Raw genomic sequence first — 15,231 nt, forward strand, 5'->3', positions numbered from 1 at the left:
TAATCAACAGGTGTCAAGGATCGTCACAGGGATCACCGCGGCCCCGTTGTCAGTGCCCCGGGAGAAGATCCTTCCATGACGATTTTTTCCGCCGCTGAGGCGTCGTTCGGCCTGTCCACCCACCTCGACTACACCGCCGCGCTCCAGCGGCTGCGCGAGGCCTCCCGGGCGTACTACGGGGGCGAGAGCGGGCTGCTCGACGACGCCGCGTACGACGGGCTGCGGCTGTCGGTGCTCGCCTGGGAGGCGGAGCACCCGGACGAGGTCGCCCGGGATTCCCCGACCGGCCTGGTCGGGGACGGGGCCGCTCCCGTCGGCGACATCGCGCACACCACGCGGCTGCTGAGCCTCGACAACGTCTTCGATCCGGACGGCCTGGTCGCCTGGGGAGCTTCGCTCCAGCGCCGCCTGGGCCACGAGCCCGCGGGCGGGTTCACCGTCGAGCCGAAGATGGACGGCGCGGCCATCGCCGCACGCTACCGCGACGGGCGCCTCGAACAGGTCATCACCCGCGGCGACGGCACGCACGGCGAGGACGTCAGCCACGTCATCGGCACCATAGAGGGCCTGCCCGAGCACCTGCCCGTACCCGCCACCTTCGAGGTGCGCGGCGAAGTCCTCTTCACCCAGGAGCAGTTCGAGACCGCCAACGAGGTCCGCACCGCGCACGGCGCGCAGGTCTTCGCGAACCCGCGCAACGGCACCGCGGGCACCCTGCGGGCGAAGGACCGGCCCTACCGGCTGGCGATGACGTTCTGGGCCTACGGAGCGGTCGAGCTCGACGGCGTCGCCCTCGCGCCCTCCGGAGCCGGCCACGCCGAGGCCCTCGCCGCCGTGGCCCGGGCGGGAGTACGGACCACGGCCGACACGCCCGCCGGCCTCCACGTGGTCGCCACCCTCGCCGAGGCGCAGCAGAAGGTCGACGCGATCGCCGCGCTGCGCCCGGGACTGCCGTTCGGCATCGACGGGGTCGTGATCAAGGCGAACGACGCGGCCGAGCAGGCCGCGGCCGGGTACGGGAGCAGGTTCCCGTACTGGGCGATCGCCTTCAAGCTGCCGGCCGTCGAGCGGCGGACGCTGCTCAGGGACGTGGTCTGGGAGGTGGGCCGCACCGGCGTACTCGCCCCCACGGCGATCCTCGACCCGGTGGACCTCGACGGAACCACGGTCACGCGGGCCACCCTCCACAACCCCGCGGACATCCGCCGCCGCGACCTCCACCTCGGCGACACGGTGACGGTGTACAAGGCGGGCGACATCATCCCGCGCGTCCAGGCCGCCGTCGCGAGCCTGCGTCCGGACGGCGCGCGCGAGGTGCCGCTGCCCACGGCCTGCCCCCAGTGCGGCGGAGAGATCAACAAGGACCAGGAGCGCTGGCGCTGCGCGAAGGGAACCGCGTGCGCGCTGCCCGCGCTGATCGAGTACGCCGCCGGCCGCGACATGCTCGACATCGACGGCCTGGGCAGGACGTACGTCAGGGCCCTGATCGAGGCCGGTGACGTCACCGACGTCGCCGACCTGTTCACCCTCACCGAGGGCCAGCTCACCGCCGCCGCCGGGAGCGCCAAGCGCGGGGCGAAGCTGGCCGAGCAGATCGCGGCCGCCAAGGCCAGGCCGCTCAGCCGCGTCTTCTGCGCGCTGGGCGTCCTCGGCACCGGGCGCAGCATGTCCCGGCGCATCGCCGCGTACTTCGGAACCATGGATGCCATCCGTCAGGCCGACGCCGCACAGATGCAGGAGGTCGACGGCATCGGCGGGGAGAAGGCTCCGGTCATCGTCGAACAGGTCGCCTCCCTGGCCGCGGTCATCGACAAGCTGATCGCCGCCGGGGTGAACATGCGGGAGCCGCGGCAGCCGGAGGCGACGGCTGAGGGCCCGCTCGCCGGCAAGACCGTCGTCGTCACCGGAAAGATGAGCGGCCCGCTGGCCGGCGCGGGCCGCTCGGAGATGAACGCCCTGATCGAGAAGGCCGGCGGCACCGCGGGCAGCAGCGTCAACTCCAGGACCACCTACCTGGTCTGCGCGCCTTCCGCGAGCGGGAAGCCGAGCTCCAAGGCCGTCAGGGCCACGGAGCTGGGCGTCACGGTCCTCACCCCGGAGGCCTTCGCGGAACTCGTCGCCGACTGCCTGGCCGACGGCTGACCAACGGCCTGGCCGACGGCTGCCCCTGACCGGTCGCCGTCACGGCCCCAGGACGCGGTCCAAGTACGACCAAGTGGCCACGCGTACGATGTGGGTCACTCACGACATGGCACCGGGCAACTGATCGAAGCCGGTGTTCCGCGGCCGGTGCTCCGCGGCCGGGGACCGCGGCCGCGGAGCACCCGGGCGTCAGCTTCCGGCGGAGACGTTGCCCGACAGGACCGGGATGTTGTCCAGGATGTGGGAGAGGGCCTCGTCGCCCTTGGCCTGGGTGGAGTTCTCGGTGCACTGCTGGTTCTGCGGGTTGGACAGGACGTTGACGTCCTGGACGCCCACGTTCGCGAGGATGGCGACGAGCGACTGCGCGTTGACCTTGACCGGCAGGCCGATGCAGGGCTTGTTGGCCGTGCCCTGGATCACGGAAAGCTGCGGGCTCTTCTCGCCGTGGGTCTTCTGGTTGCCGTAGGCCTGCACGGCACCGTTGCCGTTGACGGTGTTGATCCCGTTGTCGTTGCCGATCGCCATGGCCGGAGCGGCCATGGCGGCGCCGGCGCCGATGGCGGCGGCAGTGGTGACAGCGGTGACCATCATCTTCTTCAGCATGAGCTGGAAATCCTTCGCTGGAGCGGGTGGGAACCCGTCGGGTGGTTCGCCCTGGCAACGCCCGAGCGGGACGCACGTGGCGCTAACTCACCCGTTTGCCGGACGGATTCGCTCAGAACCGGCAGCTCGGCGCCATCGGAGTGCCGAGGCGCCGTGCGTCCATCCAGGCGATGGCATCGTCCAGGGGACCGTCGCCGATGGTGTGGCCCTGGTCGGCGTAGTACGCGAACTCCAGGTTCACGCCCTTGTCGCACAGCTCCCGGGCGAGCGTCTGGTTGAGGTTGCTCAGCACGTCGTTCCCGCCCTGCGGCAACAGCACCGGAACCGTGATGGCGACCTCGCCGGTGGCGCTCCTCTTGAGAGCGGTGTTGAGCGGCCCCAGATCGGCGCCGGGCCGCAGGATGTCCGAGGCCGGCGGAAGCTCGGGGTCGGCCGCCATGCAGGGCAGAGTCCAGACACGGTCCGCGGCGGCGAGGCCGGCGGGGGTGAGGAGTTCGGCGGGGCGGACCGCCGGGTCGGCCGCCGCGGCCCCGTTGACGAGCAGCAGGAGGATCCCGGTGTACGTGGTGGCCATCGCGTCCTGCTGGGCGAACAGGGCGGGCATCCACTCGAATCCGACCGCCGGCGCGTTGGCGACCACGCCCTTGAGGTCGACGTCGGGGGCGTAGGCGGCGGCGTGGTGCGCGCTCCACAGGGCGGCGTGCCCGCCCTGTGATCCGCCGTAGAGGAGCGTGGCCGGGCCCGAGCCGGGGTCGATCGCGCGAGCGGCGCGGACGATGTCGAGGGTGGCGTGCGCGGCGGACTCCCCGTCGAGGTACGGGTGTCTGACCCCGGTCACGCCCAAGCCGATGTAGTCGGGCTGTACGACGAGGAACCCGCGCGCGAGCAGTTTGCCGACCGGGCTGGAGTCCTGGAGGCCGGCGAAGGCCGGAATGCGGGAGGGGGCGCACGCCGACCCGATGCCCATCGTGCCGTGGTCCACGGCGGCGACGGGCCGCCCACCGGCGGGCGCCGGGCCGTCCGGAACGGTCACCAGCCCGCTCGCGGCCACCGGCTTGCCGTCGGTCCCGGTGCTCAGGTACATCACCAGGACGGTGTGCGAGGGCGTCGTCAGTGCCGCCTCCGGCGGCGCGTAGGGGCGTTGGCGGATCACCGTGCCGGGCTTGCCGGGGGGCAGCGGGTGCGGCGGGTCGTAGAACGCGTCGCCCTCGGGCACCGGCGTGGACACCGTGCGTCCCTCCGGGCTCCGGTCGCCGCCGCGGGTGCAGCCCGACAGCGTCAGTGCCGCGGCGATCACGCCGGCGAGGGCCCAGCGGGGCAGCCTGCCGGAGAGGTGGTGGCTCGGTCCGTGCGTCAAGGAGGAACTCCTTCGCGTACGAGGCTGCGCGGTCAGAGAGTGCCGTCAGGCGGGTGGCGTGTCGTGCCCCTCGCCGGCCGGGGTCCCGTCAGGCGGGGTGTCGTCGAGGACCAGGGCGACGATGGTGTCGGATGCGCAGCGACCGCCCGAAGTGGGCGGCGGCCGCGTCGTGGTCGCCGGAGCGCAGGGCCGTCTCCCCCAGGTCCCGTTCCGCCGTGGCCTCGTAGGCGCGGTCTCCCACCTGGCGGTACACGTCGCGGGCCTCCGTGAAGCGCCGTGCGGCGTCCTCGTGGCGGCCGGCGGCCAGGGCGACCCGGCCCATGCCCCAGACCGCTGCCCCGTGGCTGACGTCGAGCCGGGCGTCCAGGTAGATCCGGTCGGCTTCGCCGTAGAGCCGCTCGGCCGCCTCGTGGTCGCCCTCGTGCAGGGCGATCCCGGCGAGCGCGCGCAGCGTGTGGGCGTGCCCTATCCGGTCGCCGGTCGCCAGGAAGATCCGGTCCGCCGCACGGTAGTGCTCCTTGGCCTCGGCATGGCGCCCCCGGTGCCTCGCGATGTGACCGAGCCCGCGCTGGGTCTGGGCGTGACCCACCGGCTGGTCCAGCCTGGCGAAGGTGGCGTCGGCCGCCGTGAACGCGGCCTCGGCCTCGGTGTGGTGGCCGAGGCGCAGTTCCATGTGGCCGAGCAGCCGCTGCGCGTGCGCCCGGCCGACCGTGTCCCCGATCGACCCGGAGAGCTCCCCGGCGGCGAGGTAGTGGCGCCGCGCGTCGTCGTACCGGCCGGACCGCATCGCGCAGAGACCCAGCCCCGCTTCGGATTCGGCGCGGCCCTGGCGGTCCTCGTCGCGGTCGAGCGCGGCGAACTGCGCGGCGGCATGGGCGTAGCAGGTGTGCGCCGATTCGCTGACGCCGAGTTCGAAGAGCCCGTGGCCCACGATGAAGCCGAGCCTCGCCGACTCCCGGCCGCCCGTGGTGGTGACCAGCTGGAGCAGATTGGCCTGCTCGGCCTCCAGCCAGGTCCGGGCCTGCTCCTCGGTGGACGGCTCCCAGGTCGACGCGGGCACTCCGGCGGGCCGGTCCCCGACGTGCATCTCGTGGGCGGGCAGCAGCAGCCCCGACGCGTACGCGGTGGCCAGGCTCGCGTACAGCAGCCGGCTCAGCGCGTCGGCACGCTCCCGCGGTGCGATCTCGTCCCCGGCCAGCCGGCGGGCGTACTCGCGCACGAGGTCGTGGAAGTGCATCCGCCCGCCGCCGCCCAGCAGCAGGCTGGCGCCGGCCAGGGCATCGAGGAGCCGGCGCGCTTCGGAGGGGCTCGTGCCGGACACGGCCGCCGCGGCGTGCAGTTCGAAGTCCGGGCCCGGGATCAGGCCCAGCATCCGGAACATCCGCCGCTGGGCCTCCGTGAGTGCTTCGTCAGAGACCCGCAGAGCGGTACCGATGCCGGGGTGCCGGTCGTCCTCGAGCTCCATCAGCCGCGTGTACTCCTTGCTCAGATCGGTCAGCAGCTCGGCGGGCCAGGCCGTGTCCCGCAACGCGGGGGCGATGAGCCGGATCGCGAGGGGCAGGTAACCGCACTGCCGCGCGATCATCTCAACCGCGGGCAGGTGCGTCGAGACCAGCTCCGCTCCGGCGACGGCCCTGAAGAGGTCCAGGGCATCCTCGTGCGACAACTCGTCCAGCGGCAGCCGCTCGGTGTCCGCGAGCGAGGAGATCCGGCTCCGGCTGGTGATCAGGACCGCGCTCCCGGGCGTACCCGGGAGCAGCGGCCCGACCTGCGCCGCGTCCCGCGCGTTGTCGAGTACGAGGAGGACGCGCTTGTGGGCGAGCTCCCGCCGCCACATGACCATCCGATCGTCCGTGCCCTCGGGCACCCGCTCGGAGTCCACGCCCCACTGGAAGAGGAGCGAACGCAGCGCGGCCCCGGGCGTCAGCGCCTCGACGCCGGCCGTGTAGCCGTGCAGGTCGATCCAGAGGCACCCGTCGGGGAAGGAGGCGGAGACCGCGTGGGCGGCGTGCGAGGCGAGCGCCGACTTCCCGATCCCGGCCATGCCGTCGACCGCGCAGATGAGGACGAGCCGGGCGCCGCGGTCCGGATCGGTGAGGATCCGCCGCAGCCGGTCCGTGTGGTCCTGGCGCCCCAGGAAGTGCTCGGAGGCCCGCTCCAGGGTGAAGGGCGGGGGAGCGGGCGCCGCCGGAGCCTCGTGGACGACCAGCGTGTGCGCGGCGACGCCTCCGCCGGTCGCGGTGACGGTCACGGACACGGCGGCACCGGGTGCGGTCGTGGATTCGGGAGGGGTGCGCGGGGCCGCGGGTGCGCCGGGCGAGGTCAGCCCTGAGCCTGGCCCGGCGCCGGAGGGCGGTGCCCGATCGTCAGCCCTCCGTTGACGGTCAGGGAGACCGCGGCCACGGATCCGTCCTCGGCCCGGACGCTGGTGTCGCGGCCCGAAACCACCCGGAGCGCCTCCCGCGCCGGATCCTCCCCGGCCAGGGGAGGCAGGAGGTCACGCAGCTGCTGTTCGACCACGGCCCGCTCCTCCTCCGGGAGGGAGCCGAGGAAGGCTTCGAACCGCGTCCGCCACACCGCCGTGACACGGTCGAGCCGCTCCGGGTCGGCGCCGGCCACTTCGGCGGGAGCGCCCTCAAGCCGCAACAGGACGGCCTGGGCCTCCGGTTCGGACCGGCTGAAGAACCGTACGAGGCCTTGCCGCAAGGCCGTCCACGCATCCGTACCGGCCGCGGCGACCAGCGCGGCCCCGGCGGCTTGCGCCACCGCTCCTGGGTCGACCACCCGTTCCCTCATTCCTGGTTCCCGAGACGTCCTCGCACTGTGCGGACATGGTCTGCGCGGAAGCGGGACGTCCGCGGCCCCTGACGAAATTCCGTGCGAATATGGCGAGTTATCGCCCAGAGCCAGCGGACTTCCCGACCCCGGCGGTCATCAGCCCGATGCCGCGCCCTTCGCGCCCCGACGCGTCATTGCTGCTGCGGCGGTCTGCCCTCCGCCGCGGAGACTTCCACGAACTCCACCTGTCCCTTGCCGCTCAGGCGCAGCACGGGGACGGCCTTGTTGCGCGGATTGCCGTTGTTCTGGAAGGAGATGAAACCGCTGGCCCCGGCCACCTGTTGCGCGCCGTCCATCTGGTGGAACATCCGGCCCACGGCCTCGCCGACGACCTTGCCCTGCCAGTGGGCGGCCATCCGGATGCCGTGGGCCGCGGTCAGCACCGCGTCGTGGCCCATCAGGGCCCCGCCGTCCTCACGGGTGTCGTGCGGGAACCACTGGTCCGTCAGCCCACCCGGCTGGAAGTTCTTCGCGGAGGGCGCGGACACCGCTTGCGGCGCCGCGCGGTACATGTCGGGGTGGGCGAGGCCGGTGTACAGCACCTCGATGCCCGTCTCGGCGGCGAGGGCGAGCTGTGCGGCGTTCAGGTTGGTGGTGTCGTCCCCGGTGAACACGGTGAACTTCTGATCGGTGCAGCTGCGGTTGGCGAGCGCGTCGAGGAACCGGGTGAGGTGCAGGCCGCGGCCCGCGAAGTAGACGAGTTGTGGGCGCTGCTGACACAACTGGGGCGGCATGAACTGCAGTTCGTTCTGCCAGGCGCTGCTGATGGAGGAGTCGTAGGTCATGTGCTCGGCGACGATCTTGTGCGTGTCGTCCTTGAATGCCTTGGTGAAGGCGGTGCCGAGGGTGGCGGAGTAGAGGTCTCCCTCCGCCACGTCCTGGATGACGATGGCGGTGGTGACCCCGCGCCGTTTGAGGTACGCGGCCCCCGCGTACGCCTCGTCCTCGTTGGTGGGGGCGATCCGCACGAAGCCGCTGATGTCCTGGATGGCCGAGCCGGTCATGGTGGCGCCGACCATGGCGATCCCGTTCTCGGAGAAGCGCCGTATGGCATCGAGGTTCGCCTTGGTGCTGGGGCCGAGGCCGGCCACCGCGACGAGCCGGTCCGGGGAGTCCTTGCGGGCGATCAGTTCGTCGACGGTGTGCTTCCACTGCGTGGACTTGCTGCCCGGGTTGGCTATGAGCAGCCGGATCTTGGGCGCGGCGGCCAAGTCGCCCTGGTTGTGCCGGTACTGGGCGAGATAGGCGCCCTGGAGTTCGTGCCGGACGCCCTCGGCGGAGTTGCTGTCGGACGCGGTGGTGGTGAACGAGGTGAAGTAGGCGACGCTGACGTACGGTTCCTTGTCCGCGTTGGCGACGACCCGGCGGTTCTCCTCCTCGATCTTCGCGCTGACGGCGTCGAGGTGCGGCGCGAAGACGTAGGAGCCGTCGCTCACGCCCACGCACTCGTCGTCCGGCCCCCGTTCGACGACCCCGTCCGCGCATCTGGCCTGGCGTTCCTGGAGCCAGCCCACACCCAGCCAGAGCGCCCCGACGAGCGTGACGGCCGCCGCGGTGGCCAGCGCGACGCGGCGGACGACGTGCAGGGGCCATTCGAGTCTGGGCACGCGCTCAGCCCTCCCAGCCCGGAGTCTGGGGATCGAGCCAATTGCGGTACCGCTCGGCTTCGTTGAACAGCGCCACGATGTCGCTCCTGCGGAGTTGGGACAGCTGGGTGTAGCCGTCGGCGATCAGGTTCCCCAGCCGCATGGCGGGGTCGGCGAGCGGATCGCTCCACACCCAGCGGGTGGTCACCAGGGTGTGGATCACGGACTCGGTGTCCACCACGCGCCCCGCCCGGCGCGGGACGAGCCCGGAGAGGAGCTCGAGCGGCCCGCTGCCGGAGGGGAGCCGGTTCGGAGCGGAGGTGATCGCGTCGAACTCGGAGATCCACTGCGCGGCCGGTACGGCGGTGAAGCGCCTGGTCAGATGGGCGGTGACCTCCTCGGTCCGCCCACGGGCGAGCTGGTGGTACATCTCCTGCACCGGCCTGCCCTCCCCGCGGTAGTGCTCCGCGAGCAGTTCGTGCGCGGCCTCCCACCCGTCGGGGCGCGCGGCCAGCCGCCACAGGAGCAGCCGGCGCAGCCACGGGTGGAGTACGGGCACCACGGCGACGGGCCCGGTCAGCAGCCAGCGGGCCCGTATGTCGCCGAACAGGGAGTCGTCGGGGCTGAGCAGCTGCGTGCCCACGGAGAAGTCCCGGGCGGCGGCGCATTCCGCCAGGGCCGCTTGCTGGGCGCCGTCGAAGTCGCGCAGGAGGTGCCCGAGGGCGGTGTCGGCCAGCGTGGCGGAGCGCTCCCCGGTGCGCAGCGGCCGGTCGGGCAGGACGCGCAGCCAACGGTCCTGCTGGGGGCCGGAGTCCGGCAGCGGCCCGGCCTGGCGCAGTACGTCGAGCACCTGGTGGACGGCGCGCGGCAGCCCGCCGGTGAGCCGGTGCACGAAGGGGGTGAGGCGGGTCAGCGGGGCCAGGCCGCTGTTCGGGCCGAGCTGGAGCTCTATCCGGATCCGCACCTCGTCCAGATTCAGGTCGCGCAGGCGCAGCGGGTACCACCAGCTGTCCTCGCTGTCGCGGGGAGGCCGGTGGGCGTGCCAGTCGGCCAGCGAGGCCCGGTCGGGTCCGCGCAGCTGCCAGGGCCAGGAGTCCCCGGTGGCCGGACCCCAGCGGGGCAGCCAGCGGTTGGAGCTGGCGACGACGGTCAGCGGATCACTGGCGTGCCCCGCCACGACGGTCTGGTCGTGCCGGGACCGGAGTAACAGGTCGAGGAAGTGGCGTCCGTACTCGGTGTGGGAGTTGTCCAGGAGCAGCAGGTAGGAGCGGGGCATGAAGTTGCGGGCGGTATTGCGCCTGAGGTCTTCCAGGAAGGCCGAGAAGAGGACGAGGTCGAGCCGCTCCTGTTCGTTCTCGTCGCCCTCGTGGCGCCACAGGTTGAGCTCCACCAGGGCTTCCATGGGGTCCGCGCTACGGGTCATGGGGTGGCGTCCGTACCAGTGGGCGCCCGCCGTCAGCCGGCTGCCCAGTCCGCCGGCGAGCAGGCGGGGCACGGTGCGGCGGCCGCGCCGCAGCGCGTCCTGGAAGAGGGCGAGTGCGGCCGTGGAGGCGCCCTCGGGCATGCCGACCGCGCCCATTCCCACTTCGAAGAAGGCCGCCAGGTAGTCGCCGTGGCGGGCCTCGTTCTCCTCCTGGAAGCGGTCCAGCTGGCGCTGTACCGCGCGCCGGCCCTCCGCGAGGTTGCGCATGCGCAGTTCCTGGTCGGAGGCGAGCAGGCCGAGGCTGAGCAGCGGGAAGTGGGAGCGGCCGTAGCGGGGCAGCTTGCGTTCGAGTTGGCGGGCCAGGAGTCCGAGGGCGTAGCGCGGCAGCAGGGACTGGGCCCCGCCGAAGTTGACGAAGGCGAAGGGGTAGTCGGGCCCGAAGCGCTCCATGAGCGCGCTGTGCGCCTCGCTGGCTCCGCTGCCGGCCGGACCGAGGAGCATGGTCAGGGGCCGCTCGGCCTCCGGGCTCTCCTGCAGGCACGAGTCGACCAGCGACAGGATGCCGCTGCGCCCCCGCAGGCCCATGCCCGTACCCGGCTCTCTCACGTGTGCCCCCCAGGACGTGCGTCGAGGAGTAGAGCCTGCCATCCGGAGCCTGAGTCAGACAGGGGTTTCCTCTCCTTGGTTCGATCAGTTCGATTCCGGCACCTCGTCGGCTCCGGCCGGTGACTCCATCGCGACGACGCGCCGGCCGACGACGAGGGTCGCCGCGACCGCGCTGAGGGCGAACGCGGCCACGATGACGGCGGGCCGGTCGAGCCGGTGCCGGCTGATGTGGTCGAGGGAGATGCGCCCCGGCCCGGTGACACCGAGACCGGCCGCGACCGCACCGAGCAGGGCCGGGTACTCGAAGCCGCCTTCCTGCGCGAAGAAGCCGGCGGGGGCGTGCACCGAGACGGCCCCGGCCATGGCGCCCGCCGCGGCGGCGCCCGCCGCGGGCGTGGCGAGCCCCAGGGCGAGCAGCGCACCGCCACCCGCCTCGCCGAGCCCCGCGGCGATGGCGCTGCGCCTGCCCGGAGTGAAGCCCATGTGCTCCATCGCCCGGGCCGTGCCCTCGATGCCGCCGCCGCCGAACCAGCCGAAGAGCTTCTGCGTGCCGTGTGCCATCAGGACGCCGCCTGCCGCCAGGCGCAGGGAAAGCAGTCCGAGGTCCTTGCGGAGGGTGAAGTGCATGGGGTGACCTTTCGACGGTTCGACGGTTCGACGGTTCGGCAGCTTCGGCAGCTTCGGCAGCTTCGGCAGTTCGACAGGAAGGATTCGGCGGAATGTCTTCCACGCCGTCCGTGGCGCCACACCGCACGCGCGCCGAATCGCCGAACCGGGTGGGCACGGCGGGTGGGGCGGACCGCCCCCGCGCGGCCCGCGCCGTGAGTATCACGCGCAGGGGATCTGAGGAGGGGCGCCGTGGTACTGCGCGACCGGGCCTTGTCCCCTGGGGCCATGACCGAGACCAACCCCGCGGCCGCGCAGGGCTCTTCGGCGCCGCGCACGAAGCCGTGCCAGTGGTGCGGGCGCCCTGTACCGCAGCGCTTCCCGGTGGTGCGCAAACTCCACTGCAACACCGGGCACTGGATCAGCGACGTGCGCGCCAACTTCTGGCGCCGGCTCTGGGACAACCTCTGACAGCTGTGGTCCACCCCGCCGGTCGGGCCACGCCTCGTCTACTCCTGCTCCTCGATCCCGACGGCTTCTTCCAGGTCCCGGTGAGCCTTGCTCTTCGGTCCCTCCTGCTGGTCCAGCAGGGCGTTGGCAATGGCGTCCAGCTTGCGCTGGATCGCGTGCTCGGCCCGGCGTTCGGAGTTCTTGAGGAGGGCGAGCAGCAGCAAGGACACCGAGGCCATGGCATCACCGGCGAGGTGCTGCCATTCCATCGGCAGGTGGAGGAGGTGGACGGTGATGAAGCCCGCCACCAAGAGGACGCACAGGAGGGAGAAGAGTGCCGAACTCGTGAAATTGGACGCGAGTTCCGCCAGCTTCTCGAAGCGGCCGAGCCGCCCCGCTCTGCCCTTTTCAGCCGGATGCTCCAAGGTCATGCCCGGCGTGTGCCCGGCTACGCCGGGTCGAACCCTCCGCCCGGCGACCGGCCGGCCGGCGGGCGGAGCCGAGTACGGCATATGCGACGAGGAGAGGTTTCCCCTTCCCTCAGCGGGTAGCCGAGGGGCGAAGACCACTGGGAACCGCTCGATGGAGGCGGCACATGTCCACCAGCACACTCATAGCGATCATCGTCGCGGCCGTAGTCGTGGTCGTGGCGCTGTCCCTGACCCTGACCCTGCTGGCGCGCCGGCGCCACCTGCGCGACCGCTTCGGGCCGGAGTATGAGCGGACCGTCGAGGAGAAGGGCGGCGCGCTGGCCGCGGAGCGCGAACTGCGCGCCCGCGAGCAGCGGCACGACCGGCTGGACATCAAGGAACTCCCCGCCGAGCGACGCCGCCAGTACACGGACGAATGGACCACCGTCCAGGAGAATTTCGTGGACCGGCCGGACGGCTCCGTCGCCGAGGCGGACGAGCTGGTGTCCCGCTTGATGAGCGAGCGCGGATACCCGACCGACGGGTACGGCCGGCAACTGAGCCACCTGTCCGTCGAACACGCGGGCACCCTGGACCACTACCGCTCCGCCCACGACGTCAAGGTACGGAGCGCTGACGGGCGGGCGACCACCGAGGAACTCCGGGGAGCGATGGTGCACTACCGCGCCCTCTTCACGGAGCTGCTCACTGACGAAAGGAACCGGTGACATGGAGAACCGTGCGGACACCGAGGGCCGGACCACCGAAACCGGCCCGACCACCGAAGACCTGGCACACCCCGTGACGGACGACGGGGCGGGGGCCCCGGTGTACCCGGGTGTGGCCACCCGGGACCGAGCGGTCCGTGAGACCCCGGGGACCCGCGAGGACCCGCAAGCCCACGAGGACTTCGAGACCCGCGAGGGCTACGGGAACCGGGAGGGCTACGGGAACCGGGAGGGCTTCGAGGCCCGCGAGGGCTACGGGAACCGCGAGATGCGCGACGAGGCCACCCCGCCCCCGGAGGAGGACCGTACGGTCGCCCCCGCCGGAGGGGACGCGTCGCCCGGCGGAGTTCCCGAGGGTGACTCCGAGCCGCTTCTCGGCACCTCGGACACCCAGGAGTTCCGACAGTCGTGGACCGACATCCAGGGCCGCTTCGTCGACGACCCCCAGGACGCGGTCAGGTCCGCGGACACCCTGGTGGCCGAGGTCATGCAGACCCTGGCCGGCACCTTCGCAGCGCACAAGCAGGAGCTGGAGGCGCAGTGGGGCCGGGGCGAGGAAGTGGAGACGGAGGACCTGCGGCAGGCGTTGCAGCACTACCGCTCCTTCTTCAACCGCCTGCTCAAGACCTGAGCGTGGCGGACCGCGGTGTCAGAAGCCACCGCGGAGCCGCATGCCGACGGGGCGGCCGTCGGGGTCCACCAGAGCGTGGTGCAGCGGGGTCGCGAGCAGGCGCCGGACGGTGGGCAGCCGCGGAGCGGCATAGCGGCGCAGCCGCCCCGCGGGGCGCGGGCCGTGGCGCCCGGCCGCGTGCCAGGCGTCCAGCACCGCGGCGGCTTCGCGGAGCCGGTCGAAGGCGGCCGACGGATCGCACAGCGGGTCCGTCGGCAGCGCCGCCTCCCCGTCGCCGGCGTCGAGGTGCTCGCGCATCAGCTCCAGGCGCAACTCCCGCGCGAACGGGCGGGCCCCGTCCCCGAGGCCGCCGGGGTCGACCGGCGGCCTCGGATCGGCGGCCCGGTCCAGGACGGAGCAGCTCAGCTCGGAGTCGTGCGTCCATGAACGCAGGTTGACGTTGTCGGAGCCGATGGAGGCCCAGATGTCGTCGATCACGCACACCTTGGCGTGTACGTATACAGGGGTGCCGGCATGGTTCTCCAGGCCGTACACCGCGACCCGGTCGCCTCCGGCACGGCGCAGCTCCTCCAGGGCGTTGACCCGTCCGATCAGGTTCATGGGCCCCGTGAGCAGGCCGTCCTGTTCCGGAACGGAAGGGATGACGGCGGCCAGCCGCAGCCGGGGACGCGCGCGCAGGGCCTGAGCGAAGCAGTCCACGACCCGTGGGGACCACAGGTACTGGTCCTCCACGTAGATCAGCGTCCGGGCCCGCCGCAGCGCCTTGAGGTAGGCCCGGGCGATGCTCCGCTCGCCATCAGGGGCGAAGGGATAGCCGCGCAGCAGCCGGTTCGGGTACGTGCGCAGCACCTGGACGGCGTGCGTGCCGCACGGCGCCGGATCGGGCTCCTGCGGCGGCAGCGGGTCCGCCCGGGTGTCCTCCCGGTCCAGCAGCTCGCGCAGGCGCATCAGCGGACTGCGGCTGAGCGGTGCGGGATCCTCCCAGCGCTCGCGGAAGACGGCTTCGACGTCGCCGACGACCGGGCCGCTCAGGGCGAGCTGGACGTCGTGCCACGGGGGGTGCGGGCCGTACCCGGGAGCCAGGGGCAGCGATTGGCGGTCGCCGCGGTGGTCGGCGTCGTCGTTGCGGTTGCGGCAGAGGTCGATGCCGCCGACGTACGCGACATCGCGCTCCGGGCTGCCGGGGTGCCGCAGCACCACCATCTTCTGGTGGTGCGAGCCGCCGGGCCGCACGCGCAGGTCGAGCAGGCACTCGCCGCCGGCCGCTTCGACGTCCTTGCTGAGGGACCGGTTCTCCTCCTCGCTGAACCGGAAGCCGTCCAGGTGGGAGCGCCACAGCAGCCCTTTGACGATGACACCGCGCCGGGCCGCCGCGCCCAGCACGGCCGCGATCTCCGTACCGGGTCCGCGGAGCCGCTCGTCGGGATCGCCGCGCCAGTCGGTGAACAGGAGCAGGTCGCCGGCGCGCATCGCCCGGACGCGTTCGAGGAGCTCGGCGAAGTACGTGGCGCCGTGGACGAGCGGACGGGCCTCGTTGCCCTCGGACCATGCCGCCCCGCCCGCCCGGCGATGTTCCAGCCGGGTGGCCGTGTTGCCGCGTTCTCCGGGTGCCAGGAGCCAGTCCGAGATGGGCATCGTGAAGCCTCCACTCGCGCGGTTACCCGCTTCCCACCCTGGCACCAGGGACGGGGATCCGCACGCCGCGGAAGGAGATGGAAGGAGATGTCGTGACGGAGGGGGACCCGGAAACCGACCTCGCGGAGCCGACGTGAGGGCGATCGACCCCGGAGACCAGGCCCGAACCCCCGCCGGCCCGGGTGCCGAGGTGCCGGTGGGCCACGCACGGTCCAG

The 15,231-nt window shown here is 72.5% G+C and carries 13 protein-coding genes; 4 read left to right on the top strand and 9 right to left on the bottom strand.

Annotated features, from left to right (window positions below):
- Positions 1-75 precede the first annotated feature (75 nt).
- Positions 76-2,142, top strand: a complete 2,067-nt coding sequence (gene ligA / locus ACIQV3_RS01765; RefSeq protein WP_403708677.1) for an NAD-dependent DNA ligase LigA — start codon at positions 76-78, stop codon at positions 2,140-2,142.
- 189 nt (positions 2,143-2,331) lie between these two features.
- Here the strand turns inward: ligA and ACIQV3_RS01770 are convergent, their stop codons facing one another.
- The 7 genes from ACIQV3_RS01770 to ACIQV3_RS01800 all read right to left on the bottom strand — a co-directional run bounded on the left by ACIQV3_RS01770 (position 2,332) and on the right by ACIQV3_RS01800 (position 11,182).
- Positions 2,332-2,745 carry a rodlin gene (locus ACIQV3_RS01770; RefSeq protein WP_403708679.1) on the bottom strand — a complete coding sequence of 138 codons (414 nt, stop codon included), beginning with the start codon at positions 2,743-2,745 and terminating at the stop codon, positions 2,332-2,334.
- 112 nt (positions 2,746-2,857) lie between these two features.
- Positions 2,858-4,102 carry a lipase family protein gene (locus ACIQV3_RS01775; RefSeq protein WP_403708681.1) on the bottom strand — a complete coding sequence of 415 codons (1,245 nt, stop codon included), beginning with the start codon at positions 4,100-4,102 and terminating at the stop codon, positions 2,858-2,860.
- A gap of 88 nt (positions 4,103-4,190) precedes the next feature.
- Positions 4,191-6,359 carry a tetratricopeptide repeat protein gene (locus tag ACIQV3_RS01780; RefSeq protein ID WP_403708683.1) on the bottom strand — a complete coding sequence of 723 codons (2,169 nt, stop codon included), beginning with the start codon at positions 6,357-6,359 and terminating at the stop codon, positions 4,191-4,193.
- 65 nt (positions 6,360-6,424) lie between these two features.
- A complete protein-coding gene (locus ACIQV3_RS01785) occupies positions 6,425-6,886 on the bottom strand; it encodes a hypothetical protein (protein WP_403708685.1) in 462 nt (153 codons plus the stop codon).
- 185 nt (positions 6,887-7,071) lie between these two features.
- Positions 7,072-8,547: an ABC transporter substrate-binding protein gene (locus tag ACIQV3_RS01790; protein ID WP_403708687.1), complete on the bottom strand. Its 1,476-nt coding sequence runs from the start codon at positions 8,545-8,547 to the stop codon at positions 7,072-7,074.
- Positions 8,548-8,551: 4 nt separating this feature from the next.
- Positions 8,552-10,555: a hypothetical protein gene (locus ACIQV3_RS01795; protein ID WP_403708689.1), complete on the bottom strand. Its 2,004-nt coding sequence runs from the start codon at positions 10,553-10,555 to the stop codon at positions 8,552-8,554.
- Between the two features lie 84 nt (positions 10,556-10,639).
- Positions 10,640-11,182, bottom strand: coding sequence for a DoxX family protein (locus ACIQV3_RS01800; protein ID WP_403708691.1), 543 nt, complete (start codon positions 11,180-11,182; stop codon positions 10,640-10,642).
- Between the two features lie 267 nt (positions 11,183-11,449).
- Here ACIQV3_RS01800 and ACIQV3_RS01805 point away from each other — a divergent pair, with 267 nt between their 5' ends.
- On the top strand, positions 11,450-11,632 hold the full coding sequence (locus tag ACIQV3_RS01805; protein ID WP_403708692.1) for a hypothetical protein: 183 nt from the start codon (positions 11,450-11,452) through the stop codon (positions 11,630-11,632).
- Between the two features lie 38 nt (positions 11,633-11,670).
- Here ACIQV3_RS01805 and ACIQV3_RS01810 read toward each other — a convergent pair whose 3' ends face one another.
- Positions 11,671-12,042, bottom strand: a complete 372-nt coding sequence (locus tag ACIQV3_RS01810; RefSeq protein ID WP_403708694.1) for a hypothetical protein — start codon at positions 12,040-12,042, stop codon at positions 11,671-11,673.
- A 164-nt stretch (positions 12,043-12,206) separates the two neighbouring features.
- Between ACIQV3_RS01810 and ACIQV3_RS01815 the strand changes: the two genes are divergently transcribed.
- The gene (locus ACIQV3_RS01815; RefSeq protein WP_403708696.1) at positions 12,207-12,749 is read left to right on the top strand and encodes a hypothetical protein; all 543 of its coding nucleotides are present in this window, start codon (positions 12,207-12,209) and stop codon (positions 12,747-12,749) included.
- A 1-nt stretch (position 12,750) separates the two neighbouring features.
- The gene (locus tag ACIQV3_RS01820) at positions 12,751-13,380 is read left to right on the top strand and encodes a hypothetical protein (protein WP_403708698.1); all 630 of its coding nucleotides are present in this window, start codon (positions 12,751-12,753) and stop codon (positions 13,378-13,380) included.
- A gap of 18 nt (positions 13,381-13,398) precedes the next feature.
- Here the strand turns inward: ACIQV3_RS01820 and ACIQV3_RS01825 are convergent, their stop codons facing one another.
- Positions 13,399-15,015: a phospholipase D family protein gene (locus tag ACIQV3_RS01825; protein ID WP_403708700.1), complete on the bottom strand. Its 1,617-nt coding sequence runs from the start codon at positions 15,013-15,015 to the stop codon at positions 13,399-13,401.
- Positions 15,016-15,231: the final 216 nt, after the last annotated feature.

It is taken from the genome of Streptomyces sp. NPDC099050, from assembly GCF_044759865.1.
Lineage (GTDB): Bacteria > Actinomycetota > Actinomycetes > Streptomycetales > Streptomycetaceae > Streptomyces.